Genomic DNA, 24,756 nt, shown 5'->3' with positions numbered 1-24,756 from the left:
ATCAATCACATGCAATGAAAACGTTTACATAAATTTATTCATGATGTAGCTATGTTTATGGATTTTCATGTCATTTTTGCGCGCAAAATTCAGAGCACTCCGCGGCGATATGGGGAAAAAGAAGCGAAGACTTTCGATGTGAGTTGGCTATAATACCGAGCACTTGTTTGCCATACATTTTAAAGGAAACAGACATGAGCTTACTCAACGTACCTGCGGGCAAAGATCTGCCGGAAGACATCTACGTCGTGATCGAAATCCCGGCGAACGCAGACCCCATCAAATACGAAGTCGACAAAGAGAGCGGTGCACTGTTCGTTGACCGTTTCATGTCCACGGCGATGTTCTATCCGTGCAACTACGGTTACATCAACCACACCCTGTCCCTGGACGGCGACCCGGTTGACGTGCTGGTCCCGACGCCGTACCCGCTGGAACCAGGTTCAGTTATCCGCTGCCGTCCGGTTGGCGTTCTGAAGATGACCGACGAATCCGGTGAAGATGCGAAACTGGTTGCCGTACCGCACACCAAGCTGAGCAAAGAATACGATCACATCAACGATGTGAACGACCTGCCGGAACTGCTGAAAGCCCAGATCACTCACTTCTTTGAGCACTACAAAGATCTGGAAAAAGGCAAGTGGGTTAAAGTCGACGGTTGGGACAACGCGGAAGCAGCGAAAGCTGAAATCGTTGCCTCTTTCGAGCGCGCTAAGCAGAAGTAATTCTGTCTCAGGCAGGGTCATGCCCTGCCTGATTGCGGCACGGATAGCCGCGATAACACCATGGAGGGTGTCCCGTGAAAAGCGTTCGCTATTTCACTCTGAACTATACCGGTTTCACCACCGCCGCCTGTGAAAAACAGGGGTATCTGCGCTTTATCGCTGGCGAACATGTCTTTTATACCGATAAACGCTATTTTAAAGACCCCGCGCTTTTTGACCGCCTGAAGATCAATCAGCCTCTGCATCTTGGCGCCCGCCGCCTGGACAACGGCAGTTACTGGATCCACTGGCTCAGCGATGGCGAAACGCTCCTTGAGCCCAGTCAACGCGTAAAGCGCTGGGCCCGTCCGTTACTGCTTATCAGCTTGCTGACGCTCATCGTCTCCCTTATCCCGCTCTTGATGAGCACCTCAGAATGGGGAAGATTCGGCTGCGGCATTATCGCGATACTGGCCTTCATCGCGCTGTTAACAGGACTCTGCGAGCGACTGTTCCACCCGGCGCTAAAACGGCACCCCGCCATGCGCGATCTGCTGGCGAAGATGGCAATGGCCCGCCGCCGCGACTTTTCGTTTTGCCAGCGGCTACCTGCAACGGCGCGGGCCGTCCGCCAGTCGGCGATGCCTGTTACGCAAGCCCTGCCGAAACGCTATGCCGTTAAGACAGAAATTATCACCGATACCCACTTTAAGAAGTGGTATGCGGGCAACCCAACCCGGGAATATCACGGCCTCGGGATACAATGCGGCTCCGTACCGCTGGCTTTCTGGTGGCAGGCAGGCTGCGCCAATTTCGCGCTGCATCCCGTTCTCTATCGACGTCAGCCACCGTTTATCGCCAGTGGCGATCGCCTCGTCGCCGTGTACGAGCGCGACAGCCGTGCGATCCACGCGCTATACAATGCCAGCGACGGCGCGGCTTATATAAAAAACCATCCACTCTATCCAGGCCGCCGACAACTGGCGCTGCTCTATTACCTGTTTTACGGCCTCACGCTGGTGATGTATCTGCTATTTCTCGCTGTTGAACTCATCAGTGCCCGTCAGTCAGGCCGGAGCGTCTGGTGGCAGGTTCAGGATTCACTGGACATGCTGTCCCTATTGTTACTCTGCTTTGGCGGGATACTGGCGGTACTGGAGCTGATTGGCCCAACGGCCTGGTTATTGTCACACCGGGTGGCTGACTGGCTGAAGATGCGCTCGGCGATGCGGCGTTACCTCCGGCATATCGCCCCCCATACCACGCTTGAGGAGGTCATGTAATGTTCAGCACCCCAACACGACGATTATTATTTCTCGCGCTGACGACGCTGGCTTCCGCGATGTGGCTGGCAAAGGATCGTCTGCCACTCTGGTAGGTGCGGGGCATAAAAAACAACGCCACCCGAAGGTGGCGCTGTCGTGGTTAGTACTGGTCGCGATCCAACCAGTTGCCGTTCGCTATCAACGTGCATCCCTCAACGGAACGTTGATACACATACATCCATGCGCTGCCGTAAGGCGTCTGAATGAGGTGGCGCGCATACTCGCCCCCCTTCGTGCGTAGCGCATCCAGTTCGGCTAGCGTCGATGCATCAATACGATAAACTTCACCATGTACTGTGCCTTCGCCGGGCACCGCGCCTGGATAGTGGCCCAGGCTGTACAGCTGATAATCGTTGACACTATGAGCGCCCAGCCACTGAGCGTTGGTCATCCAGTGGCTGTTGCCTTGTTTGCGTCGTAAACTGCCGTAAACAAATATTCGCATTGCTAAAACTCAAACTGATAGAGCAAATCGAGCGCCTGGTCAATGCCAGACACCGCTTCCACATATAGCCTAGGCATCAGGCGATAACGTAAAGTCAGCGTCGCCAGGGAATCGAAAATACCGACCCCGTATTTTACCTGCAGACCCGGCAGTACATAGCCGCTGACCACCACCTGGGAAGAGTCGCCTACCCCTTCGGTGTCCAACGCCAAATTGCTTACGCCAAACGTCTCGCCGATTTTACCCACAACCTGACCACTTTGTGCAACCCCCATTCCAATAAGCATTGAGGTCATCGCGGCGCTATCGCTCTGTCCGCTGCTCAAACCCTGGCCGCGCAGCAGATAAGACAGCGCTTCCTGCTGGGACATCACCGGGTCAGAGAAGATCTCCGCTTTCGGCTGATCGGCGGAGCCGGTGACGCGAACGCCGGCGATCACATCGTCTTCGGTGGCATCCGGGTTACGAATCGCTTCGATATTCAGCAGCGGCTGATCCGGCGGACCGGAGAACAGCAGCTCCCCTTTGCGAACAATCAGATCCTGACCATAGGCGTGGAAGCGGCCGTCCGGAATATTGATCTGCCCGTTGAGGCCCAACCCTTGCTTATCCTGCGCCACTTTCAAATCACCGGTCAGACGCGCTTTCAGACCAAAGGCTTCCAGACGCACGTTGTTGCCGACGTGAATCGTCAGGTTGCTGTTGATCGGGATACCGGCGCTCTGCTGGTTAATCGGCTTGAGGTTTTTATCCAGCATCACTTCATCAGAAGACACGCCAACCGCGCTCTCCGGCACCTCGTTGACCACGATCCGCGCCCAGGGCACATCCACCTTGCCATCAAGGCTGAACAGGCTCGGCGTGGCGGTAAACACCACGTCCGGCGACACATCGAGACGTACCATTGGCGGCACCGTGATCCGCACCCGGCTGCCCTTCGCCGCAATCTGTGCCCGCCAGTTATCGATCTGCGTCCAGTCGGCGTTGCCGCTGAGAGCGATTTGCCCCTGGCGGGTGTTCACCGTCCCCTGCAAGGTCGAGCGCGTGCCGTTGAAGTTCATCGCCAGCTGGCTCGGCTGCATATCAAACGGCATGAAGTTGCCATCGATATCCACCCCGCTCAGTTGCATCTGGCCGAACAGCTGCGGGCTTTTCACGTTGCCGCCCAGACGCAGACGGGCGTTGAGCCTCCCCTCGGCTTTTTCGCCGCGTGCGAAAATCGGGTTGATCATCGCCAGCGAGAAGTTGCTGATATTGACGTTGCCGCCGAGATTACGCCGCCCCTGCGGGTCGGTGACCTGCACCTGCCCATCCAGTTGACCATTGTTGGTCAGGCGGATAAGCCAGCCCAGCTCGGCGCGATTGTTATGCAGGTCGGCGCTGAGATTCAGCGTATCGAACGCCACCGGCAGCGGCGCGTCGTTGACCACCTGGGTCACCTTGACGTTGCGCCCGCTGAGGGTCACTTTGCCCTGCGGCAGCCCCTCTTTGGTGGTGTCCCAGCTCACATCGGCATTACCGGTAAAGACGCCGCTGGCCTGGGTCGCCTCCGGCATAAACGGCTTGAGCATCGCCAGATCGAAGCGGTTGAGATTCACTCGCGCACGCCCGCTGGCGCCCGCGTCGATGGTCTGCGGGACGCAAAGCTCGGCGTTCGGGTTGGTCCAGCAGTGTGGCCCAATGCTGATTTTCTGCTCCTGGTTGCGGTAGTCCAGCGCAATGCTGCGCGTCAGCGCTACCGGCCCCACCGGCGTCTGGAAGCGGGTATCGCTCAGGGAGCCTCTCCAGCGTTCGGCCTGACGATCGAAGCTGCCTGCCAGCGTCAGCTGGCCGGAAACCGGATCGCCCTGCACGCGCAGCCGCAGCTCATGCTGCTTCTCAGTACCTTTGGCATTGAGCTGCACCAGACTGATATTGACCCCCGGCTGGCTAATGCGATCTACCCGCACATCCAGGTTACCGCCAATCTGATCGGTGGATTTCACGTCCCCTTTGACGTTGACCTGGGCGATGGTCAGTTCCTGCCAGCGCAGCGCCCGGGCGGTGATGTCGGCCAGCAGCTGCGGCGCATCGACGGTGCCGCGCACTTTCACCAGCCCCTTCGCCGTTCCGCCGAGCCCCGGCAGCGCATTATCCAGGTGCGGGGCATCGATAGTGGCGTCGAGATTAAGATCCCTCACCCCCAGCTCGCCTTTGATATCGGCGCTGTTCGGGCCTAACGCCAGGTGCAGGCCCGGGATTTTCCACTGCAGATAGCTGTTACCCTGCAGCGAGCCCGAAACATCCACTTTGTTCTGCTTCACGTTGCCGGTAATTTTCAGCTCCGGCACCGACATCTGCCAGCTGCCGCCGTACAGGCTGCCCTGGGTCTTGATCATGCCGTTGAGCTTCGACGGCCAGTCCGGCACCTCTTTGGCGGTGTTGATCCCGTCAAGGGTCAGCTCGCCGCGCCAGCTGATCGCCTGCTGCCAGTCGAGCAGCGCCTTCAGCTCGGTTTTCCCTTCCAGGGCGTTGACCGTCAGCTTGTCGAGATTAATCTGCCGCTCATTGCCTTTGGCGTTGAGGGTGATTTTCGCCGGCGGCAGCGACTGACCTTTCACCGCCGTGGAGAAGGCCAGCGCGTAGTCGGTCATTTTGCCGCTGAACTTCAGCTGAACATCGTCGGCCTGGAACTGCTTCTCGCCGCTGAATGGCCAGGCGAGCTGCTTACTCTTCAGCTCCATATTGAGCGGCAGCCCGGCCTCCGCCAGCTGCGCATCCGCGCGCAGCGTGGCCGCGACCGGCCCGCTTAAGTCCACCCCGACCTTAAGCGTTTTACGCACTTCGCCGCCCACCTTCAGCTGCACCTTCTCCCCTTTCATCGGGTCAACGTTCAGCGTTCCGGCGAGGGTAATGTCCACCGGCCAGTTATCCTGCAATTGCGCGTGGCCCGAGGCGCTGACCTTGCCCTGATCGGAGTCGATATCGAGGGCGTCGAGCTTCATCTGACCGTCGATACTGCTGACTTTCAGCAGCAGGTTATACACGGTGATGTCGGTATCGCCGGTCAGGCGCAGCTGCTCCCCGCGGAACGCCTGAATATTGAGGTTCAGCGGCAGATGGACATCGGTCATTGCCGGCAGTACCGGCTGCGAGAAGAGGTCGGTCATCGTCTCGCCGAGCGGTTTTTCCTGCGGCTGCGGGTTGTCGATTTTCGGCTCGACCACCTGCTCCTGCGCCACTTTCGCCACCTTCGGCAGGGCAATCAGCAGCCCCTGCAGCGAGGTCGGCGTCAGGGTCAGGTTTTTCTCCTGCCAGTTCAGGCCGGTGGAAAAATCGCGCACGGACACTGCGGTATCGTCGATTTTGACGTTGACGTTATGCAGCGCAACGCGGCTGAGGGTGATCGGATAAGGGGTGGAGAGATTCAGCGGCCCGCTGTCTTCCTCCTCGACCGGCGCGGCGGGCGGCATCTTCTTCGTATCGACGGCGACGTAAATATCGCGCAGCGCGATGTCGTTCACGCACAGGCTGCTGTCCCACAGGCAGCGCAACCGGACGCTGAGGTGAAACTGGCCAGCGGTGACCGCCACGCCGGGCTGCTCGTAGCGGACATTATCGAGGGTTAAATCACGCCAGCCACCGGTGACGTTGCCGATATCCAGCCCTGGTACCCAGCGATCCGCCGCTTTGAACACCAGATGCAAGCCGGTGGTCGTCCCCACCAGGAACCCGACGGTGCCCAGCAGGAGCACCAACACGATTAAGACGCCGAGGCTTATTTTCTTCCATAAACTCATAATTCAGGCCCCAGACCGATGTAAAACTGTAAACCATGCTCTTCTTTGTCGCCGATGGGCCGGGCGATATCCAGCTTGATCGGCCCCACCGGCGACTGCCAGCGCACGCCCACCCCGGCGCCGGTTTTGAAATCACTCTCGCGAATATCGCTGACCGCTTCGCCGCTATCGACAAACACGGCCCCCCACCATTTACCACTGACGTTGTACTGATACTCCAGCGAGCCGGTCGCCAGCTTTGAGGCCCCGATTAGCTTGCCGTCATCGTCCTTCGGCGAGATGGATTTGTATTTATAGCCACGAATACTGCGATCGCCCCCGGCGAAAAAGCGCAGGTCCGGCGGCACCTTGTCAAAGTTGTCCGCTTCGATCCAGCCAAGGTTGCCGCGCACCACAAAGCGGTGGCGGTCATAGAGGGTACGGATCCAGACGTCCTGGGCCTGCATCACGATGAAGTTGATGTCCGAGCCCCACATGGTGTTCGAGTAGTCCACGGAGTAGCGCTGTGAATCGCCCCAGGTGGGCATCAGACCGCCGCGGGATCGGGTGCGGTTCACCGAGACCCCAGGGTAAATCAGCATGGTGGTGTTGGTGACGTTCGCCTGGGTAAAGTGGTCCAGGCTCCAGCGCAGGTTGATCGCCCGCTGCCAGCCGCTCGACATCTCCCAGAAACGCGACACCCCAAGCGTGGTGGAGTCGGCCTGGGTGTCATTAAGATCGGTGCGCTTAAAGCCGCCCTGCATCAGATAGTACTGCTCCAGCGGGCTCTTCAGCAGCGGGACTTTGTAGGTAAAGTCGAACTGCTGCTCCGGGGCAGAGAGACTGATGCTGGAGGTCAGGCTGTGGCCATACGAGTTCATCCACGGTTTTTTCCACGTGGCTTTCACGCGCGGCCCGACATCGGTTGAAAAGCCAACCCCGGTTTCCACGGTGTTCTCTTTGCGTGGCGAAACAACGCCCTGCAGAGGCAGCACCTTGGTTTTCCGTGATTTCGCAAAATCAGGCGCCACCACCACCGAACTGAACCAGCCGGTCGCCGCCAGGCGGCGGTTTAACTCAGCCAGGTCCTGCGAGGTGTAGTAGTCACCCTCTTTAAACGGCACGAGGTTTTGCAGGTATTCATCGCGAATTTGCGATCCGGAGAAGGTGACGTGACCAAAGCGATAGCGCTCGCCGCTGTCGTAATCGATATCCCAGAACGCCTGGTGGCGGTCAAGGGAGACCCCGAGCTGGCTTTTGTTGAACTCGCTGTCAAAGTAGCCTTTGCGCAGGGCGACGCGGGTCAACGAGCTCTTGAAACCGTCGTAATCGCCATGGTTCAGCACCGTCCCGATGGCCGGACGCGTTTTTAGCAGCGCCAGATAGTCGCTATCGGTACGGGCGCCGCCGCGCAGAATCACCTCGGTTCCGCCAATGCGCACCGGTTCACCCGGGGTCACTTTGGCGATCAGCACCTGACGCCCCCTTTGCGGCGGCGGACGTAAATCAAATTCAATCGTCGGCTCGTAATAACCCAGCGCTTTCAAACCTTCGCGAATGGCGTCATCGACGCGCGCGCGAAAGCGACGATCCGGCGTGACTTCATCACTCTGGATGGTGGAAAGCTGGGCGCGAACGTTTCTCTCCAGCTCCCCGGATAATCCCTCAACCTGCAAACGCACATTCGCTGCGCTGGCGATCCCGCTGACCAGCAAAAGGCTGGTGACACATAACTGGCGGATTTTTAGCACATTTTCTCCTGAATATCCCTGTTTCCCCCCACAGGAAACACTGGCGCCGCTCCACGGCTTAACAAAACCCTAACAACCAGGGTTGAAAAAGTGGCAATAACCCAAATAATTCTTATGTATTAATCTAGACGTATTACGCGTGTTTATTGTGTTAAAAGACACGCTTCGTTACAACCTTAACGACGATTTCTGTATTGAGAGGCCAACCGTGAGTCTATTTGATAAAACGCATCTTGTCGCCCAGGCGGATGCGCTGCCTGGACGCAATACCCCCATGCCAGTGGCGACGCTCCACGCAGTTAACGGCCACTCGATGACCAACGTCCCGGCGGGGATGGAAGTGGCGCTGTTCGCCATGGGCTGCTTCTGGGGAGTTGAACGCCTGTTCTGGCAATTGCCGGGGGTTTACAGCACCGCCGCAGGCTACACCGGTGGCTATACGCCGAATCCGACCTATCGCGAAGTGTGCAGCGGCCAGACCGGCCACGCGGAAGCGGTGCGCGTGGTTTACGATCCGCAGGTGATTAGCTATGAGCAGTTATTGCAGGTGTTCTGGGAAAATCACGATCCGGCGCAAGGCATGCGACAGGGGAACGACCACGGTACCCAGTACCGTTCGGCGATTTACCCGCTGACGCCGGAACAAACGGCAGCGGCAAAGGCCAGTCTCGCCCGCTTCCAGGCGGCGATGAATGATGCGCACGATACCCGCCACATCACTACCGAGATCGCTACCGCCAAACCGTTCTACTATGCCGAGGACGATCATCAGCAGTATCTGTATAAAAACCCGCACGGCTATTGCGGCATCGGCGGCATCGGCGTGTGCCTGCCGCCTCAGGCGTAATTCTGATTTCTGCCTCTACAGCGAGGCGGTTAATGAACGCTCTGGCGGCTTTACATTCCCTTACGCTATACTACCCAGTGTGACAGCCGGTCCAGCGCCTTCGGACCGGTTTTTTATGTATTCCACATTTAAGTTATCAACTTCCCTTCCGAGGATCTGACCTCTACGGTCAGAAAAGATATGTTAAACAGTATTTTAGTAATACTCTGTCTGATAGCCGTCAGTGCCTTTTTTTCGATATCGGAAATCTCACTGGCCGCCTCACGTAAAATCAAACTGAAACTGCTGGCCGATGAAGGCAACATCAACGCACAGCGCGTGCTGAAGATGCAGGAGAACCCAGGTACCTTCTTTACCGTCGTGCAGATTGGCCTCAACGCCGTTGCTATTCTTGGTGGTATCGTGGGCGACGCAGCCTTCTCCCCGGCTTTTTATAGCCTGCTCAGCGGGTATATGTCGCCGGAGCTCTCCGAGCAGCTGAGCTTCATCATCTCTTTTACCCTGGTCACCAGCTTGTTCATCCTGTTTGCTGACCTGACTCCGAAACGCATCGGTATGATTGCGCCCGAAACCGTGGCCCTGCGCATCATCAACCCGATGCGCTTCTGCCTGTTAGTCTTCCGCCCGCTGGTGTGGTTGTTTAACGGCATGGCCAACATGATCTTCCGCATCTTCAAACTGCCGATGGTGCGTAAAGACGATATTACTTCCGACGATATCTATGCCGTCGTCGAAGCCGGCGCGCTGGCCGGGGTGCTGCGCAAGCAGGAGCACGAGCTGATTGAGAACGTGTTCGAGCTGGAGTCCCGTACCGTTCCTTCCTCCATGACCCCGCGCGAAAACGTCATTTGGTTTGATTTACACGAAGACGAGCAGAGCCTGAAGAATAAAGTGGCCGAACATCCGCACTCGAAATTCCTCGTCTGTAATGAAGATATCGACCACATTATCGGTTACGTCGATTCAAAAGATCTGCTCAACCGCGTGCTGGCAAACCAGAGCCTGGTGCTGACCGGCGGCGTGCAGATCCGTAACACGCTGATCGTGCCGGACACCCTGACCCTGTCGGAAGCGCTGGAAAGCTTCAAAGCCGCCGGGGAAGACTTCGCGGTGATCATGAATGAATATGCGCTGGTCGTCGGCATTATCACGCTGAACGACGTGATGACCACCCTGATGGGCGACCTCGTCGGCCAGGGGCTGGAAGAGCAGATTGTCGCCCGCGATGAAAACTCGTGGCTGATCGATGGCGGTACGCCGATTGATGACGTGATGCGTGTGCTGGATATCGACGAGTTCCCGCAGTCCGGGAATTACGAGACCATCGGCGGCTTTATGATGTTTATGCTGCGTAAAATCCCCAAACGTACCGACGCGGTGAAGTTCTCCGGGTATAAGTTTGAGGTCGTGGATATCGATAACTACCGTATCGACCAGCTGCTGGTGACCCGCATCGATAACAAGCCAACGGTGCTGGTGCCGAAGCAGGCGGAAGCGGCGGAAAGCCAGAACGCCTGAGCGTAACCCTTCCTCTATTTTCAGGGCGGATAACCATCCGCCCTTTTTTTATGTCCCGAATGTGAAGCGGCTCACGACCCTCTGCCGATAGCAGATTACTCCTGCTCGATAGCGGAACGTTCATGACTCCTCGTCGCGCAAAAAGGTAACGTTGCTCGCGTCTACACGATCATATTCCTGAATAAAGGAAGCGAGGGTTACCATGATAATGTCAAATAAAAATTACTTTATCAGCTGTCTGTTTTTCCTGTTCTTCTTTATAGGCTGGGGATGCTGCTACCCCTATTTATCACTGTGGTTAACGGAGACCATCGGCATCAATTATACGGACGTCGGTCTGGTCTATTCCTTTACCGCTATTGTCGCCGTCTGCGTTCAGCCGTTATTCGGCTTCATCTCCGATAAACTGGTATATCGTAAAAATCTGATGTGGATGCTGGCGATTATAATCACGTTATTCGCCCCTTACTGGATCTATGTCTTTGCTCCCCTGTTAAAAATAAATGTGTTCCTCGGCGCGCTGGCTGGCGGCCTTTATATTGGCATGGCCTACGGCGCAGGCTGCGGGGTTTGCGAAGCCTACATTGATAAAGTCAGCCGCGCCTCCGGTTTCGAATTTGGCCGGGCGCGGATGTTCGGCGGCATCGGCGCCGCGATCGGCACCTTTGCGGCAGGAAAACTCTACGGCATTGATCAGAATATGATTTTCTGGTTGGCCAGCGGCGCAGGCGTCTGCCTGCTGGTCATTGTCTGGAAAATGCAGATCAGCGCCCACCCGCAGCAGGGGTTGCTGTCTGGCAAAGCCTCGCCGGTTACCCTCCGCGATGCCGTCTCGCTGTTAAAAATTAAAAAATTCTGGTTCTTCGCCCTCTATGTCATTGGCGTCGGGGCGGTCTATGAAACCTATGACCAGCAGTTCGCTATCTATTACAGCCATTTCTTTGAGAGTAAAGCCCGGGGTGCAGAAGTCTTCGGTTATTTAACCACGGGTCAGATTTTCCTTGATGCCATCGTGATGTTCTTTGCGCCATGGTTTGTGAATAAAATCGGCCCGAAAAATGCGCTGTTATACTGCGGGCTGATTATGAGCTTGCGCATTATCGGCTCCGCATGGGCTATTGGCCCGGTATCCATCAGCCTGATTAAACTCCTCCACGGCTTTGAAAGCTCGGTGCTCCTCGTCGCGGCGCTAAAATATATTACCGCTAACTTTAACCCTCTGCTGTCAGCGACCGTTTACTTAATTGGCTTCCAGTTTTCGAAAAGCTTTAGCTCTATTTTTCTCTCGACCGGTATCGGCCATATGTACCAGAGCATGGGCTTTACCAGCAGTTATATCGTACTCGGCGGTATCGCTCTGTGCTTCACGCTCATTTCTTTTATTACGCTGGATAAAGCGCGTGTCTTCGCTTCACAACCGGTGCCCGCGAATTAATGTCAGGAGGTAGTGTGTATGTCTCATTTATTTTATGGCGTGGCGTATTATGATGAATATATGCCGGAAGATCGGCTGGCTAAGGATATCGCCTTAATGCGCGAAACCGGCATTAACGTGGTGCGTATTGCCGAGTCCACCTGGAGTACGCTGGAGCCTGAAGAGGGCCAGTACAATTTCTACCATATCGACCGGGTGCTGGAGGCGATGCATGAGGCCGGCATTGCGGTCATCGTCGGGACGCCGACCTATGCGGTACCGGCCTGGCTGGCGGCGAAACATCCCGATATTCTGGTCACCACCGTCGCGGGGCAGCAAAAATATGGCCCGCGGCAGATCATGGATATCGTCAATCCGACCTTTCGCCGCTATGCCGAAAAAATTATCCGCACGCTGATGGCCCATGTGCAGCACCATCCGGCGATTATCGGCTGGCAACTGGATAACGAAACCAAGCATTACGACAATATTGGCCGCTATATGCAGGAGGGCTTCGTGCGCAGCCTGCAGGAGAAATATCCTGACCTCCGGCAGCTGAATCGCGATTTCGGCCTGGATTACTGGAGCAACCGCATTGACCGCTGGCAGGATTTTCCGCCGGTGGAAAACACCATCAACGCCAGCCTCGCCTGCGCCTTCTCCCGCTATCAGCGTCAGCAGGTCACCGAGTATCTGGCCTGGCAGGCGGCCATCGTTCGGGAATACGCCCAGCCGCACCAGTTCGTCACCCACAACTTCGATTTCGAATGGCGCGGTTACTCTTACGGCGTGCAGCCGCGGGTCGACCATTTTGCGACGGCGCAGGCGCTGGATATCGCCGGTGTCGATATCTATCACCCGAGTCAGGCGCACCTGACCGGGCGGGAAATCGCCTTTGGCGGCGCCATCACCCGCTCGCTTAAGCCGGGCCAGAACTACTTCGTGCTGGAAACCCAGGCACAGGGCTTCGCCCAGTGGACCCCCTTCCCGGGCCAGCTGCGCCTGCAGGCATTCAGCCATATCGCCTCCGGCGCCGCCATGGTCTCCTACTGGCACTGGCATTCGATTCATAACGCCTTCGAAACCTACTGGAAGGGGCTGCTCAGTCACGACTTCTCGCGCAACCCAACCTGGCAGGAAGCCACCACCATCGGCGCCGATTTCGCCCGCCTGTCGCCGCAGCTGGCGGAGCTGAAGGCCGAAAATGACGTCGCGTTGCTAATAAGCAATGAGGCGATGGACGCCCTCAATCACTTCCGTCCCGGCGATGCCGAGGGCAACATTTATAACGATATCTTCCGCCGCTTCCACGATGCGCTGTATGACCACAATATCAGCCTCGACATCATCCACGATGTGAACGAGGAAACCTCGCGCTACCGGGTGCTGCTCGTTCCCGGTCTGTACGCCGCCGATGATGGCCTGCTAACGCGGATTAACGACTATATCGCCCGGGGCGGCAGAGCGCTGATCGGCTTTAAATCAGGCTTTAGCGATGAAAATGTCAAGGTGCGCAACAGCGCGCAGCCGGGGATTTTGCGCCAGAGCTGCGGCGTCAGCTACAGCCAGTTCACCCTGCCGGAAGCGGCGACGGTAAGCTCTTGCTGCGCAGAGATTGATTGCCGCAATGATAATCAGGCTGAGCTGTGGATGGAGTTGCTGACGCCCGATGGCGGAACCCGCACACTGTTGCGCTATCAGCATCCGGCATGGGGCGAATACGCCGCCGCAACGGCGGCAGATTACGGTCAGGGACGCGCCCTGTACGTTGGCTTCCTGCCGCAGAAACGCCTGATTAGCCAGCTGTTTGATGTCCTGACGGCGGATCTCACGCTGAACTCGCGAACTTCCGCCTATCGCTATCCGTTAGTGGTTAAAAAGATGCGTAACCGAGCCGGAAATACTATCCACTTCCTGTTCAATTACTCCGGCGAGGCGCTGGATGTTGTCAGCGAGACCGCGGGTACCGCGCTGCTGAGCGGGGAGGCTGTAGACGTCGGCCAGCCGTTGCGCCTCAGGGCCTGGGAATTTACTATCATCGAAAGCTAACGACGCGGCGGCGCTCAGGTGGGAGAGAGAATGGAACTGGATATCAATGAGCTACTCAATTTCTCGCCATTGATGAAAACCTTTACCTTCAATGCCTGGGTCGTCGCAGGCTTCACGCCGATTACCCGCGGCTCCACGCTGGACTACTACATTAATCGCCCGCAGGGGATGAAAGGTTACATCATTAATCTGACCCTGCGCGGCCAGGCGCGGGCGAAAGCGGGCGATGGCTTCCTGCTGTGCCGGGAAAACGATCTGTTGCTGTTTCCTCCCGGCGTGCCCCATCATTACGGCAGGGACGAACACAGCGAGTACTGGGACCATCTGTGGATCTACTTTATCCCCCGCCCCTACTGGATAGACTGGCTAAAGTGGGACCAAACCACCCACGGTATCGGCAAAACAACCATTAACGATCCTGACCAGCTCCAGCAGCTGCGCGATCTTTTCTACGAAGTAATACGCCACCACTCTGCGTCCGTACCGCTGTCAGAAGCGCTGGCAATGAACGCGCTGGAGAGATTAATTCTCCGCTGTTTTCAGCAGCAGCCCATTAGCAACCGCCATGCCCACGACCCACGGATTAACGCCATCTGCGACTATCTTAACGCCCATATTGCGCAGGAGGTAAAAATCGAGACCCTGGCGGCGATGGTGTTTATCTCCCCTTCACGTCTGGCGCACCTTTTCAAAAATGAACTGGGGCAAACGGTCTATGCGTGGCGGGAAACGCAGCGCATCAACCGCGCCAGGTGGCTTATTCAGAGCACCTCGCTCCCACTTAACAAAATTGCTTTATCGGTGGGTTACAGCGATCCGGTCTATTTCACCCGCCTTTTTCGTAAACATAACGGCATCCCACCGGGCGAATATCGCAAACGCTATGCGGAAATGAAGGGCTAAAAACATCAACGGCTCCCATCGGGAGCCGTCTTTTACCTACTACGTACTGCTACGTTTCAGGTTATGCCATCTCAGTTTGCAGACGCAACACCTGACGATTGACTTCGGACATCACTGACAGATGCAGCTTGTCCTTTACCTTCGGGATAAGGATTTTGCCCTTATCAAATTCAAATGCGCCAACGTCCTTGATGTACAACCGTCCACGAAACAGGATCTTCACGTACTTCGCCACTTGCAGCGGATTGTAGCGTTGGAAAATTTTCATTCTTCTCTCCTGCCAGGGTTACGCTCCTGTGGTGCCACAGTTAGCCCACGTATCGGGAGCGCAAATTTTAATGCCCTAAAACTATAGTCCAGAATCTCAGAGGGACCCAGTGTGTATAAGTTTATTTACCGTTTGATGACAATAATTCAGAATTTTCGTTTCGGACATACGATGAAGTAAGTATAAGTCGCCGTTTTTCTACTGATTTGTGCGTCAACACACAAACTGGCATCCTCATTGCGGGTAATCGCCGCCAATCGCACTTATGATTAAACGAGACCAAGTGGTCGGATCACCTGCATAAAAATGATTAAGGATTGCGCATGACCCTACGTAGCATACTGGCCGCCTCGTTACTCCTTCTCCCGCTGCTGGCCACAGCGCATAACTTCGTCGACGGCCAGCGTGTGGCGCCGGTCGGCGTTGCGGATCGGGGAGAACTCATTCTGGATAATGATCAGTTTAGCTATAAAAACTGGAATAGCTCGCAGCTGGTGGGCAAAGTGCGAGTCATCCAGCACATCGCCGGACGCTCGTCAGCAAAAGAGAAAAATGCCAACCTGATCGAAGCGATTAAAGCGGCAGGCTTCCCGCACGATCGCTACCAGACCACCACTATCGTCAACACCGACGATGCCATTCCGGGCACCGGCATGTTCGTGCGCAGCAGCATTGAGAGTAATAAAAAGCTCTTCCCGTGGTCGCAGTTTATTGTCGACAGCAATGGGCTGGCGCGTAAAGCCTGGCAGCTGGACGAGAAGAGCTCGGCGATCGTGGTGCTGGATAAGGATGGGCGCGTGCAGTGGGCCAAAGACGGTGCGCTGACCCAGCAGGAGGTGCAGCAGGTGATCGACCTGCTGCATAAGCTGCTTAATAAATAGAGACCCGGAAGCCGGGGTTGAGGAAGGATTCACGCGGCGTGTAATCGAGGGTTTTGCCCTGCCAGTCGTGAACATGCGCCCCGGCGGCCACCGCGACCGCGTGGCCGGCGGCGGTGTCCCAGGTGCTGGTCGGCCCGAAGCGCGGATAGAGCTGGGCCTGGCCTTCCGCCACCAGGCAGAACTTCAGCGAAGATCCGATAGAAGTGGTTTGATGCTCGCCCAGTTGCTCAAGGTACTCCTGCAGCTCCGGATCGTTACCGTGAGAGCGGCTGATTACCACCAGCGGCGGACGGGCATCGCGGACCTGGATCTGCTTGCGCACGCCGCACTCTTCTTTCCATGCTTTACCTTTTTCCGCGCTGTACATCACCTTCATCACCGGCGCATAGACGACGCCCAGCGTCGGCTTGCCGTTTTCAATCAGCGCGATATTGACGGTGAATTCGCCGTTACGCTTAATAAATTCTTTGGTGCCGTCCAGCGGATCGACCAGCCAGTAGCGCTGCCAGTGCTGGCGTACCTCCCACGCTGGCGGGTCCTCTTCGGAGAGAACCGGGGTGTCAGGATCCAGCGCTTGCAGACCGCTGATGATGACGTTGTGCGCTGCGATATCCGCCGCCGTGACCGGAGAATCATCTTTCTTGCTGGCCACGTTAATCGGCTGGTTTCCATCGTAGACTTCCATGATGGCATCGCCCGCGTTCCGTGCAAGCTGACATACTTGTTCTAACATTCTCCACCTCGTCTGGTTACAGTGGCGTTAACTCGTTGTTTTATTTATATCGCATCACCGCGAGTTCCGCTATCTGTGATAACGATGGCGGTTTCTCTGCCCGCTTTTCTGGCAAGATTCACATTTCTGTAAGCAACAGAATATAAATACATTTTCTTCTGTGCTATCGCTCATAAAAAAGGACGCCTCTGATGATTAAGTTTAGCGCAACGCTCCTGGCCACGCTGATCGCCGCCAGCGTCAACGCCGCGACGGTCGACCTGCGGATCATGGAAACCACCGATCTGCACAGCAATATGATGGACTTTGACTATTACAAAGATGCCGCCACGGAGAAATTCGGTCTGGTGCGCACCGCCAGCCTGATCGAACAGGCGCGGGCAGAAGCGAAAAATAGCGTGCTGGTGGATAACGGCGATGTTATTCAGGGTAGTCCACTGGGCGACTATATGGCGGCAAAAGGACTCAAAGAGGGTGATGTGCATCCGGTGTATAAGGCGATGAACACCCTGAATTACGCCGTCGGCAACCTGGGCAACCATGAATTCAACTACGGTCTCGACTTCCTGCACAAGGCGCTGGCCGGGGCGAAATTCCCCTACGTGAACGCCAATATCATCGATGCCAAAACCGGCAAACCGATGTTCACCCCGTACCTGATTCAGGATACCCGGGTCGTGGACAGCGACGGTCAATCCCACACCCTGCGCATCGGCTATATCGGCTTTGTGCCACCGCAGATCATGACCTGGGATAAAGCCAATCTTAGCGGCAAGGTGAAGGTCAACGATATTACCGAAACCGCGCGCAAATACATCCCGGAGATGCGGTCGAAAGGCGCTGACGTGGTGGTGGTGGTCGCGCACTCCGGCCTCTCCGCCGACCCGTATCAGGCGATGGCCGAGAACTCGGTCTACTACTTAAGCCAGGTGCCCGGCGTTGACGCCATTATGTTCGGCCACGCCCACGCGGTGTTCCCAGGCAAAGACTTCGCCACGATTAAAGGCGCGGATATCGCCAAAGGGACGCTGAACGGCATACCGGCAGTGATGCCAGGGATGTGGGGCGACCATCTCGGGGTCGTCGATCTGGTGCTGAACAACGACAGCGGCAAATGGCAGGTCACTCAGAGTAAAGCGGAAGCGCGGCCAATCTATGACGCGGTGGCGAAGAAATCGCTGGCGGCGGAAGATGGCAAGCTGGCGGCGGTGCTGAAAGCCGATCATGACGCCACCCGCGAATTCGTCAGTAAGCCTATCGGCAAGTCCGCCGACAACATGTACAGCTACCTGGCGCTGGTGCAGGACGACCCAACGGTGCAGGTGGTCAACATGGCGCAAAAGGCCTACGTCGAACACGACATTCAGGGCGATCCGGACCTGGCGAATCTGCCGGTGCTCTCTGCCGCCGCGCCGTTTAAAGTCGGCGGGCGTAAAAACGATCCGGCGAGCTTTGTCGAAGTGGAGAAAGGCCAGCTCACCTTCCGCAATGCCGCCGACCTCTATCTCTACCCCAACACCCTGGTGGTGATGAAGGTCAGCGGGAAAGAGGTCAAGGAGTGGCTGGAATGCTCCGCCGGACAGTTTAACCAGATCGATCCCGCCAGCAGCAAACCGCAGTCGCTGATCAACTGGGACGGCTTCCGCACCTATAACTTCGACGTGATTGACGGGGTGGACTACCAGATTGACGTCACCCAGCCGGCCCGCTACGACGGCGAATGTCAGATGATTCACCCGCAGTCAGAGCGTATTAAGCACCTGACCTTCAACGGTAAATCCATCGATCCGCAGGCCACTTTCCTGGTCGCGACCAATAACTATCGCGCTTACGGCGGCAAATTCGCCGGCACCGGTGAGAGTCATATCGCCTTTGCCTCACCGGATGAAAACCGTTCAGTGCTGGCGGCGTGGATAGGCGCGCAATCGAAAAAGGATGGCGCGATCCATCCGGCGGCGGATAACAACTGGCGTCTGGCGCCGATCCACAGCAACACGCCGCTGGATATTCGTTTTGAGACCTCGCCAGGCGACAAAGCCGCGGCGTTTATCAAAGAGAAAGCACAGTATCCAATGCGCCAGGTGGCCACCGATGATATCGGCTTCGCCATTTATCAGCTGGATTTGAGCAAGTAATGCCTGTTCCCCGGTGGCGCTGCGCTTACCGGGGCTACAAACCGGAGCTGACGGGTAGCCCGGATAAGGCGCCAGCCGCTATCCGGGAATATCCCCCCGGTGGCGCTGCGCTTACCGGGGCTACAAACCGGAGCTGACGGGTGGCCCGGATAAGGCGCCAGCCGCTATCCGGGAATATCCACCGGTGGCGCTGCGCTTACCGGGGCTACAAACCGGAACTGACGGGTGGCCCGGATAAGGCGCCAGCCGCTATCCGGGTACATCTCCCCGGTGGCGCTGCGCTTACCGGGGCTACAAACCGGAGCCGACGGGTAGCCCGGATAAGGCGCCAGCCGCTATCCGGATACATCTCCCCGGTGGCGCTGCGCTTACCGGGGCTACAAACCGGAGCTGACGGGTAGCCCGGATAAGGCGCCAGCCGCTATCCGGGAATATCCCCCCAGTGGCGGGGCTACAGGGAGTGATACTTTTTCACTCCCCGTGGTTAGCCAGCACCGCAGGCAGATTGCTCTCGATCCAGTCCGCCAGCGCCGCCACTTTCTCGCTCACCTGCAGGCCGAGCGGCGTCAGGCTATATTCAACGTGTGGCGGTACCACCGGATAAGAGACGCGGTCGATAAAACCATCCTGTTCCAGCGACTGCAGCGACTGCGCCAGCATCTTTTCGCTGACCCCACCCATTTTGCGGCGCAGATCGCTGAAGCGATGGGTCCCCTCGCGCAGCGCCACCAGAATCAACACGCCCCAGCGACTGGTGACATGTTTAAGCACATCGCGCGACGGGCACTGTTCCGCAAACAGGTTGCCGTTGCGCAGTTTCTCGCTCAGCGTCGGTTCGGCCATTTTCACACTTACCTTTTTGTACGTACTTACTAAAAGTTAGTTAAGGTGTTAGGTTACCACAACTGCCAATAAACACGAAGGAGAAGACCCATGATCGCCCTTACCGGTGCCACCGGCCAGCTTGGCCACTACGTTCTGCAAGACCTGTTAAAAACCGTTCCTGCCAGCCAGATTGTGGCGATTGTCCGCAACCCGGCAAAAGCCCAGGCGCTCAGCCAGCAGGGCGTTGTCGTCCGCCAGGCCGAGTACGGCGATGAAGCGGCGCTAACTGCCGCGCTGCAGGGCGTGGATAAACTGCTGTTAATCTCCTCCAGCGAAGTCGGTCAGCGCGCCGTTCAGCATCGCAACGTCATCAACGCCGCCAAAGCCGCTGGGGTGAAATTTATCGCCTACACCAGCCTGCTGCACGCCGACACCTCGCCGCTGGGCCTGGCCGGTGAACACATTGAAACCGAGCAGATGCTGGCCGACTCTGGTATCGCTTACGCCCTGCTGCGCAATGGCTGGTATACCGAAAACTATTTGGCCAGCGCGCCGCCGGCGCTGGAGCATGGCGTGTTTATCGGCGCCGCTGGCGAGGGTAAAATTGCCTCCGCCACCCGCGCGGATTATGCCGCCGCTGCCGCCCGCGTCATCGCCGGTGAAGGCCATGAAGGGAAAATTTACGAACTGGCGGGTGATAACGCCTGGACGCTGAGCGAGCTGGCTACCGAGCTGAGCAAGCAAAGCGGGAAAAACGTGGTCTACCAGAACCTCAGCGAAGCTGATTTCGCCGCCGCGCTGAAAAGCGTTGGTCTGCCGGCGGGTCTGGCGGATATGCTGGCGGATTCCGACGTCGGCGCGTCGAAAGGCGGGCTGTTTGACGACAGCCGCACCCTGAGTACGCTGATCGGCCGTCCGACCACCTCCCTTGCCGAAAGCGTGAAAGGCATTCTGTAACCGCCCCTGTCAGCTTTTGCGGTTGCGTCCCGGCGGTTCCTCTCTCATATTGAAGGGATAACCGTCGGGAGGCAGGCATGCAGGGCGTACCACCCCAATTTAGTGATGAAAAAGATCGCGCGCGCTTTCGCCATCTCGAACAGCTGCCCGGGGTGGAGCTCTACCACGCCCATATCTCCCGCTACGCCTTTGAACCCCATACCCACGAAGCCTTCGGCATCGGCGTGATTGAGCAAGGCGCTGAGCGCTTTCGCTACCGCGGCAGCCAGCATATCGCCGCTGCAAACGCCATTGTCACCATGAATCCCGACGAGCTGCACACCGGCGAAGCGGAAACCGCCGATGGCTGGCGCTACCGGATGATTTATCTGGAGCCGGACCGTCTGGAAGCCATCACCGGGGTGCGCGACTGGTGGTTCAGCGAGGTGGTCCGCGAGGATCCTCTACGTTCCCGACAGATTGGCCAGCTGATTTATGGCCTGTGGCATAGCGACGATCCGCTGGCCCAGCAGGGACTGCTGCTCGACCTCATCGACGCCTTCCGCCCTCTGGCCCACCATGCCTCAGCGCAGGGTGAGGCCGGGCATCGCTTCGACCGCGTGCGCGACTACCTGCACGATAACTATATGCGCGCCATCACCCTCGACGAGCTGGCGCAGGTGGCGGCGCTTAGCCCGTACCACTTTCAGCGCCAGTTTAAAGCCCACTATCACGTGACGCCCCATCAGATGCTGATGGCCATCCGTCTGTGGCGCGCCAAGGCATTTCTCACCCACGGTATGCCCGCCGCCGAAGTGGCGATAGCCGTCGGCCTCACCGACCAGTCCCACCTGACCCGCGCCTTCACCCTGCGTTACGGTATTACGCCGGTGCGCTATCAGAAGCAGGTCGCCAGGCGCTAATGCGCAATCTCATACAATATTCCTGCCCGGCCCCCTTCTACACTGCAGACAACGGTGATGACAACGGATGCAATGATGATTAGTGGTGTGTTGTACGCCCTGCTGGCGGGGCTGATGTGGGGATTAATCTTTGTCGGGCCTTTGCTGGTGCCAGAATATCCGGCGACGCTGCAGTCGATGGGACGCTATCTGGCGCTGGGCCTGATCGCCCTGCCGCTGGCGTGGCTCGGGCGCGCGCGTTTGCGCCAGCTGAGCCGGAACGACTGGTGGACCGCGCTGGGCCTGACGATGATGGGGAATCTTATCTATTACGTCTGCCTGGCCAGTGCTATTCAGCGCACCGGGGCACCGGTCTCCACCATGATTATCGGCACGCTGCCGGTGGTACTGCCGGTGCTCGCTAATCTGCTCTACAGCCAGCGTGACGGTAAGCTACCGTGGCGGCGTCTGTTTCCGGCGCTGGTCTGCATCGCCGTGGGCCTGATCTGCGTTAACGTCGCAGAACTGCGCCAGGGGCTGCCTGATTTTAGCCCGTGGCGCTACGGATCCGGCATCGCGCTGGCGCTGGGATCGGTGGTCTGCTGGGCTTGGTATGCGCTGCGCAACGCTCGCTGGCTGCGGGAAAACCCGCATCAACCGCCGATGATGTGGGCTACCGCTCAGGCACTGGTCACGCTTCCGGTTTCGCTGGTCGGCTATCTCGCCGCCTGCGCCTGGCTGCACGGTCAGCAGGCCGGGTTTCCCCTGCCCTTCGGCCCGCGCCCGACGGTGTTTATTACGTTGATGCTGGCTATCGCGGTGCTCTGCTCATGGGTCGGCGCGCTGTGCTGGAATATTGCCAGCCAGCGGCTGCCGACGGTGATCCTCGGGCCGCTGATCGTCTTCGAAACCCTGGCAGGGCTCCTGTATACCTTTCTGCTGCGGCAAAGTTTACCGCCGCTGTTAACCCTGAGTGGGATCCTGCTACTGGTGCTCGGCGTGGTCTCCGCCGTACGCGCCAGACCGGAAAAACCGATGTTGCAGCCGCTGACGGACGAAAAAAAGTAGCCAGGCCTCCTTAAGGGGTATTCCCTCGCCACAAAGATGCATTTAAAATACATCTTATATTCCTGATGACGAGGTAACTGCTATGGCTTTCCGTGACCAACCTTTAGGCGAGCTGGCGCTGACCATCCCGCGCGCCTCCGCCCTGTTCCGTCAATACGATATGGATTACTGCTGCGGTGGCAAACAGACGCTGGCGCGCGCTGCATCGCGCAAAGCGCTGGATGTCGCGGTGATTGAAGCCGAGCTGGCGAAACTGGCCGAGCAGCCTCTCTCCCGCGACTGGCGCGCAGCACCTCTCGCGGAGATCATCGACCATATCATCGTTCGCTATCACGACCGGCACCGCGAACAGCTGCCGGAGCTGATTCTGCAGGCGACGAAGGTTGAACGTGTGCATGCCGATAAACCAAACGTGCCGAAAGGACTGACCAAATACCTGACCATGCTGCATCAGGAACTCTCCAGCCACATGATGAAAGAGGAGCAGATCCTGTTCCCGATGATCAAACAGGGGATGGGCGCCCAGGCCGGGGGGCCGATCAGCGTAATGGAAAGTGAGCACGATGAAGCGGGTGAACTGCTGGAAGTCATTAAGCACATCACCCATAACGTGACGCCGCCGCCGGAAGCGTGCACCACCTGGAAGGCGATGTATAACGGTATCAACGAGATGATTGACGATTTGATGGAGCACATCAGTCTGGAAAATAACGTGCTGTTCCCGCGCGCCCTCGCCGGAAAATAAAGAAAAAGGCGCCCGCAGGCGCCCTCGACATTGTCCGTCTTACTTTGGCCACTCCGGGTGGCCTTTTTTATGACGGGCCGTTGCAAGCAACGTTAACATTTTCTTTTATTTCGCCAGACGTTTTTTGCCGGCAAACAGCCAGCCCGCGCCCAGCAGAACAAACCACAGCGGGGTGACCATCAGCGCTTCACGGGTATCATCTTCCAGGGTCAACAGCACCAGTACGAAGACGAAGAAGGCCATACACACCCAGCACATGAATTTGCCCAGCGGCATCTTATATTTGGACTTCTCGTGCAGCTGCGGGCGCTGTTTACGGTAGACCAGATAAGAGCAGAGGATAATCGTCCAGACGAACATAAACAGGATCGCCGACACCGTGGTGATCATGGTGAATGCAGCAATCACGCTCGGGTTGACCATCAGCATGACCACACCGCCCAGCAGGCACATGCAGGAGAAGGTTAAACCCTTCGCCGGCACCGCACGCTTCGACAGCTTGGCGAACATCTTCGGCGCCTGACCATCCTGCGCCAGACCGAACAACATACGGCTGGTAGAGAACACGCCGCTGTTGGCCGAGGAGGCTGCGGAAGTCAGCACCACGAAGTTAATCAGGCTCGCCGCCGCCGGCAGGCCGACCAGCACGAACAGCTCGACGAACGGGCTCTTGCTCGGCACCACGGAGCTCCACGGCGTCACCGACATAATCACAATCAGCGCGAAGACGTAGAACATAATGATACGCAGCGGAATAGAATTAATTGCCCGCGGCAGGGATTTCTCCGGGTCTTTGGTTTCGGCGGCGGTGGTACCGACCAGCTCAATCCCCACGAAGGCGAACACCGCTATCTGGAAGCCAGCAAAGAAGCCGCTCAGCCCTTTCGGGAACCAACCGCCGTCATTCCACAGATGGGCGAAAGAGGCTTCGACGCCGGTCGGCGATTTGAAATGCATCATGACCATCACCAGGCCGACGACGATCAGCGCCACGATGGCGACGATTTTGATCATCGCGAACCAGAACTCCATTTCGCCAAACATTTTGACGGTAGCAAGGTTCAGGCCCAGCAGCAGCAGGATCACCGCCAGCGACGCAACCCAGTCGGAGAGTCCGGGAAACCAGAACTGCGCGTAGGCGGTGATCGCCACTACGTCCGCCATTCCGGTGACGACCCAACAGAACCAATAGGTCCAGCCGGTAAAGTAGCCCGCCCACGGCCCCAGCAGATCGGCCGCAAAATCGCTGAAGGATTTATATTCGAGGTTCGACAGCAGTAATTCGCCCATGGCTCGCATAACGAAAAACAGCATAAAACCGATAATCATATAAACAAAAATAATAGATGGACCTGCAAGACTGATAGTTTTGCCAGAACCCATAAATAACCCAGTGCCGATCGCCCCGCCAATCGCAATCAGCTGAATATGTCGGTTTGTGAGATTTCGCCGTAGCGATTGTTCAGTCGGCTCCTGCTCAATAGCAGCGACTTTAACCTGATCTACCATGTGATTTCTTCCTGTTGTACCTGTCTGTGTTGTTCAGGCT

General features: G+C 57.4%; 20 protein-coding genes. 13 read left to right on the top strand and 7 right to left on the bottom strand.

Going from position 1 to position 24,756, the window contains the following annotated elements; genetic code table 11:
• Positions 1-194 precede the first annotated feature (194 nt).
• Together ppa and CWM61_RS11250 are read left to right on the top strand one after the other, a co-directional pair.
• On the top strand, positions 195-725 hold the full coding sequence (gene ppa, locus CWM61_RS11255; RefSeq protein WP_061155991.1) for an inorganic diphosphatase: 531 nt from the start codon (positions 195-197) through the stop codon (positions 723-725).
• Between the two features lie 74 nt (positions 726-799).
• The gene (locus tag CWM61_RS11250; RefSeq protein WP_100631243.1) at positions 800-1,987 is read left to right on the top strand and encodes a hypothetical protein; all 1,188 of its coding nucleotides are present in this window, start codon (positions 800-802) and stop codon (positions 1,985-1,987) included.
• A gap of 142 nt (positions 1,988-2,129) precedes the next feature.
• Here CWM61_RS11250 and CWM61_RS11245 read toward each other — a convergent pair whose 3' ends face one another.
• Genes CWM61_RS11245 through tamA form a run of 3 tightly spaced genes read right to left on the bottom strand, consistent with a single transcriptional unit; the run spans position 2,130 to position 7,983 of the window.
• The gene (locus CWM61_RS11245) at positions 2,130-2,474 is read right to left on the bottom strand and encodes a gamma-glutamylcyclotransferase (RefSeq protein ID WP_008807149.1); all 345 of its coding nucleotides are present in this window, start codon (positions 2,472-2,474) and stop codon (positions 2,130-2,132) included.
• Between the two features lie 2 nt (positions 2,475-2,476).
• The gene (tamB, locus tag CWM61_RS11240) at positions 2,477-6,253 is read right to left on the bottom strand and encodes an autotransporter assembly complex protein TamB (RefSeq protein WP_100631242.1); all 3,777 of its coding nucleotides are present in this window, start codon (positions 6,251-6,253) and stop codon (positions 2,477-2,479) included.
• Entirely contained in the window at positions 6,250-7,983 is a 1,734-nt protein-coding gene (gene tamA / locus CWM61_RS11235; protein ID WP_074387259.1) for an autotransporter assembly complex protein TamA, read from the bottom strand. The genes tamB and tamA overlap by 4 nt, the downstream gene beginning before the upstream one ends.
• Before the next feature lie 208 nt (positions 7,984-8,191).
• Between tamA and msrA the strand changes: the two genes are divergently transcribed.
• The 5 genes from msrA (at position 8,192) to araC (ending at position 14,714) form a co-directional block, all read left to right on the top strand.
• Complete coding sequence (gene msrA, locus CWM61_RS11230) at positions 8,192-8,830, top strand: peptide-methionine (S)-S-oxide reductase MsrA (RefSeq protein ID WP_074387260.1); 639 nt, start codon at positions 8,192-8,194, stop codon at positions 8,828-8,830.
• A gap of 180 nt (positions 8,831-9,010) precedes the next feature.
• Positions 9,011-10,348: a hemolysin family protein gene (locus CWM61_RS11225; RefSeq protein ID WP_100631241.1), complete on the top strand. Its 1,338-nt coding sequence runs from the start codon at positions 9,011-9,013 to the stop codon at positions 10,346-10,348.
• A 202-nt stretch (positions 10,349-10,550) separates the two neighbouring features.
• A complete protein-coding gene (locus tag CWM61_RS11220) occupies positions 10,551-11,783 on the top strand; it encodes an oligosaccharide MFS transporter (protein WP_012543096.1) in 1,233 nt (410 codons plus the stop codon).
• Positions 11,784-11,801: 18 nt separating this feature from the next.
• Complete coding sequence (locus tag CWM61_RS11215) at positions 11,802-13,811, top strand: beta-galactosidase (RefSeq protein ID WP_100631240.1); 2,010 nt, start codon at positions 11,802-11,804, stop codon at positions 13,809-13,811.
• 30 nt (positions 13,812-13,841) lie between these two features.
• Positions 13,842-14,714: an arabinose operon transcriptional regulator AraC gene (araC, locus tag CWM61_RS11210; protein WP_004178353.1), complete on the top strand. Its 873-nt coding sequence runs from the start codon at positions 13,842-13,844 to the stop codon at positions 14,712-14,714.
• A 61-nt stretch (positions 14,715-14,775) separates the two neighbouring features.
• Here the strand turns inward: araC and CWM61_RS11205 are convergent, their stop codons facing one another.
• A complete protein-coding gene (locus CWM61_RS11205; protein WP_002886707.1) occupies positions 14,776-14,982 on the bottom strand; it encodes a DUF1107 domain-containing protein in 207 nt (68 codons plus the stop codon).
• 323 nt (positions 14,983-15,305) lie between these two features.
• Here CWM61_RS11205 and CWM61_RS11200 point away from each other — a divergent pair, with 323 nt between their 5' ends.
• Entirely contained in the window at positions 15,306-15,863 is a 558-nt protein-coding gene (locus CWM61_RS11200) for a YtfJ family protein (RefSeq protein ID WP_074387261.1), read from the top strand.
• Here CWM61_RS11200 and cysQ read toward each other — a convergent pair.
• Complete coding sequence (cysQ, locus tag CWM61_RS11195; protein WP_074387262.1) at positions 15,853-16,596, bottom strand: 3'(2'),5'-bisphosphate nucleotidase CysQ; 744 nt, start codon at positions 16,594-16,596, stop codon at positions 15,853-15,855. The two genes, CWM61_RS11200 and cysQ, sit on opposite strands and share 11 nt — an antisense overlap.
• A gap of 191 nt (positions 16,597-16,787) precedes the next feature.
• On the opposite strand from cysQ, the gene cpdB reads away from it, so the two are divergent.
• On the top strand, positions 16,788-18,731 hold the full coding sequence (gene cpdB, locus CWM61_RS11190) for a 2',3'-cyclic-nucleotide 2'-phosphodiesterase (protein WP_100631239.1): 1,944 nt from the start codon (positions 16,788-16,790) through the stop codon (positions 18,729-18,731).
• Positions 18,732-19,202: 471 nt separating this feature from the next.
• Here the strand turns inward: cpdB and CWM61_RS11185 are convergent, their stop codons facing one another.
• Positions 19,203-19,574, bottom strand: coding sequence for a winged helix-turn-helix transcriptional regulator (locus CWM61_RS11185; protein ID WP_061156005.1), 372 nt, complete (start codon positions 19,572-19,574; stop codon positions 19,203-19,205).
• Between the two features lie 90 nt (positions 19,575-19,664).
• Here CWM61_RS11185 and CWM61_RS11180 point away from each other — a divergent pair, with 90 nt between their 5' ends.
• From CWM61_RS11180 to ytfE, 4 genes are all read left to right on the top strand, one after another.
• Positions 19,665-20,513, top strand: coding sequence for an SDR family oxidoreductase (locus tag CWM61_RS11180; RefSeq protein WP_100631238.1), 849 nt, complete (start codon positions 19,665-19,667; stop codon positions 20,511-20,513).
• Positions 20,514-20,590: 77 nt separating this feature from the next.
• Positions 20,591-21,415, top strand: coding sequence for an AraC family transcriptional regulator (locus CWM61_RS11175; protein WP_061156007.1), 825 nt, complete (start codon positions 20,591-20,593; stop codon positions 21,413-21,415).
• 75 nt (positions 21,416-21,490) lie between these two features.
• On the top strand, positions 21,491-22,462 hold the full coding sequence (locus CWM61_RS11170) for a DMT family transporter (RefSeq protein ID WP_165785267.1): 972 nt from the start codon (positions 21,491-21,493) through the stop codon (positions 22,460-22,462).
• 82 nt (positions 22,463-22,544) lie between these two features.
• The gene (ytfE, locus tag CWM61_RS11165; RefSeq protein ID WP_061156009.1) at positions 22,545-23,207 is read left to right on the top strand and encodes an iron-sulfur cluster repair protein YtfE; all 663 of its coding nucleotides are present in this window, start codon (positions 22,545-22,547) and stop codon (positions 23,205-23,207) included.
• Between the two features lie 105 nt (positions 23,208-23,312).
• Here ytfE and cycA read toward each other — a convergent pair whose 3' ends face one another.
• The gene (gene cycA / locus CWM61_RS11160; RefSeq protein WP_023323511.1) at positions 23,313-24,716 is read right to left on the bottom strand and encodes a D-serine/D-alanine/glycine transporter; all 1,404 of its coding nucleotides are present in this window, start codon (positions 24,714-24,716) and stop codon (positions 23,313-23,315) included.
• Positions 24,717-24,756 lie beyond the last annotated feature (40 nt).

The sequence above is a fragment of the Klebsiella sp. K-Nf6 genome, assembly GCF_002806655.1.
GTDB lineage: Bacteria > Pseudomonadota > Gammaproteobacteria > Enterobacterales > Enterobacteriaceae > Klebsiella > Klebsiella variicola.
Note: the sequence above shows the minus strand (reverse complement) of the source record. Positions and strands in the feature narration are given on the sequence as shown.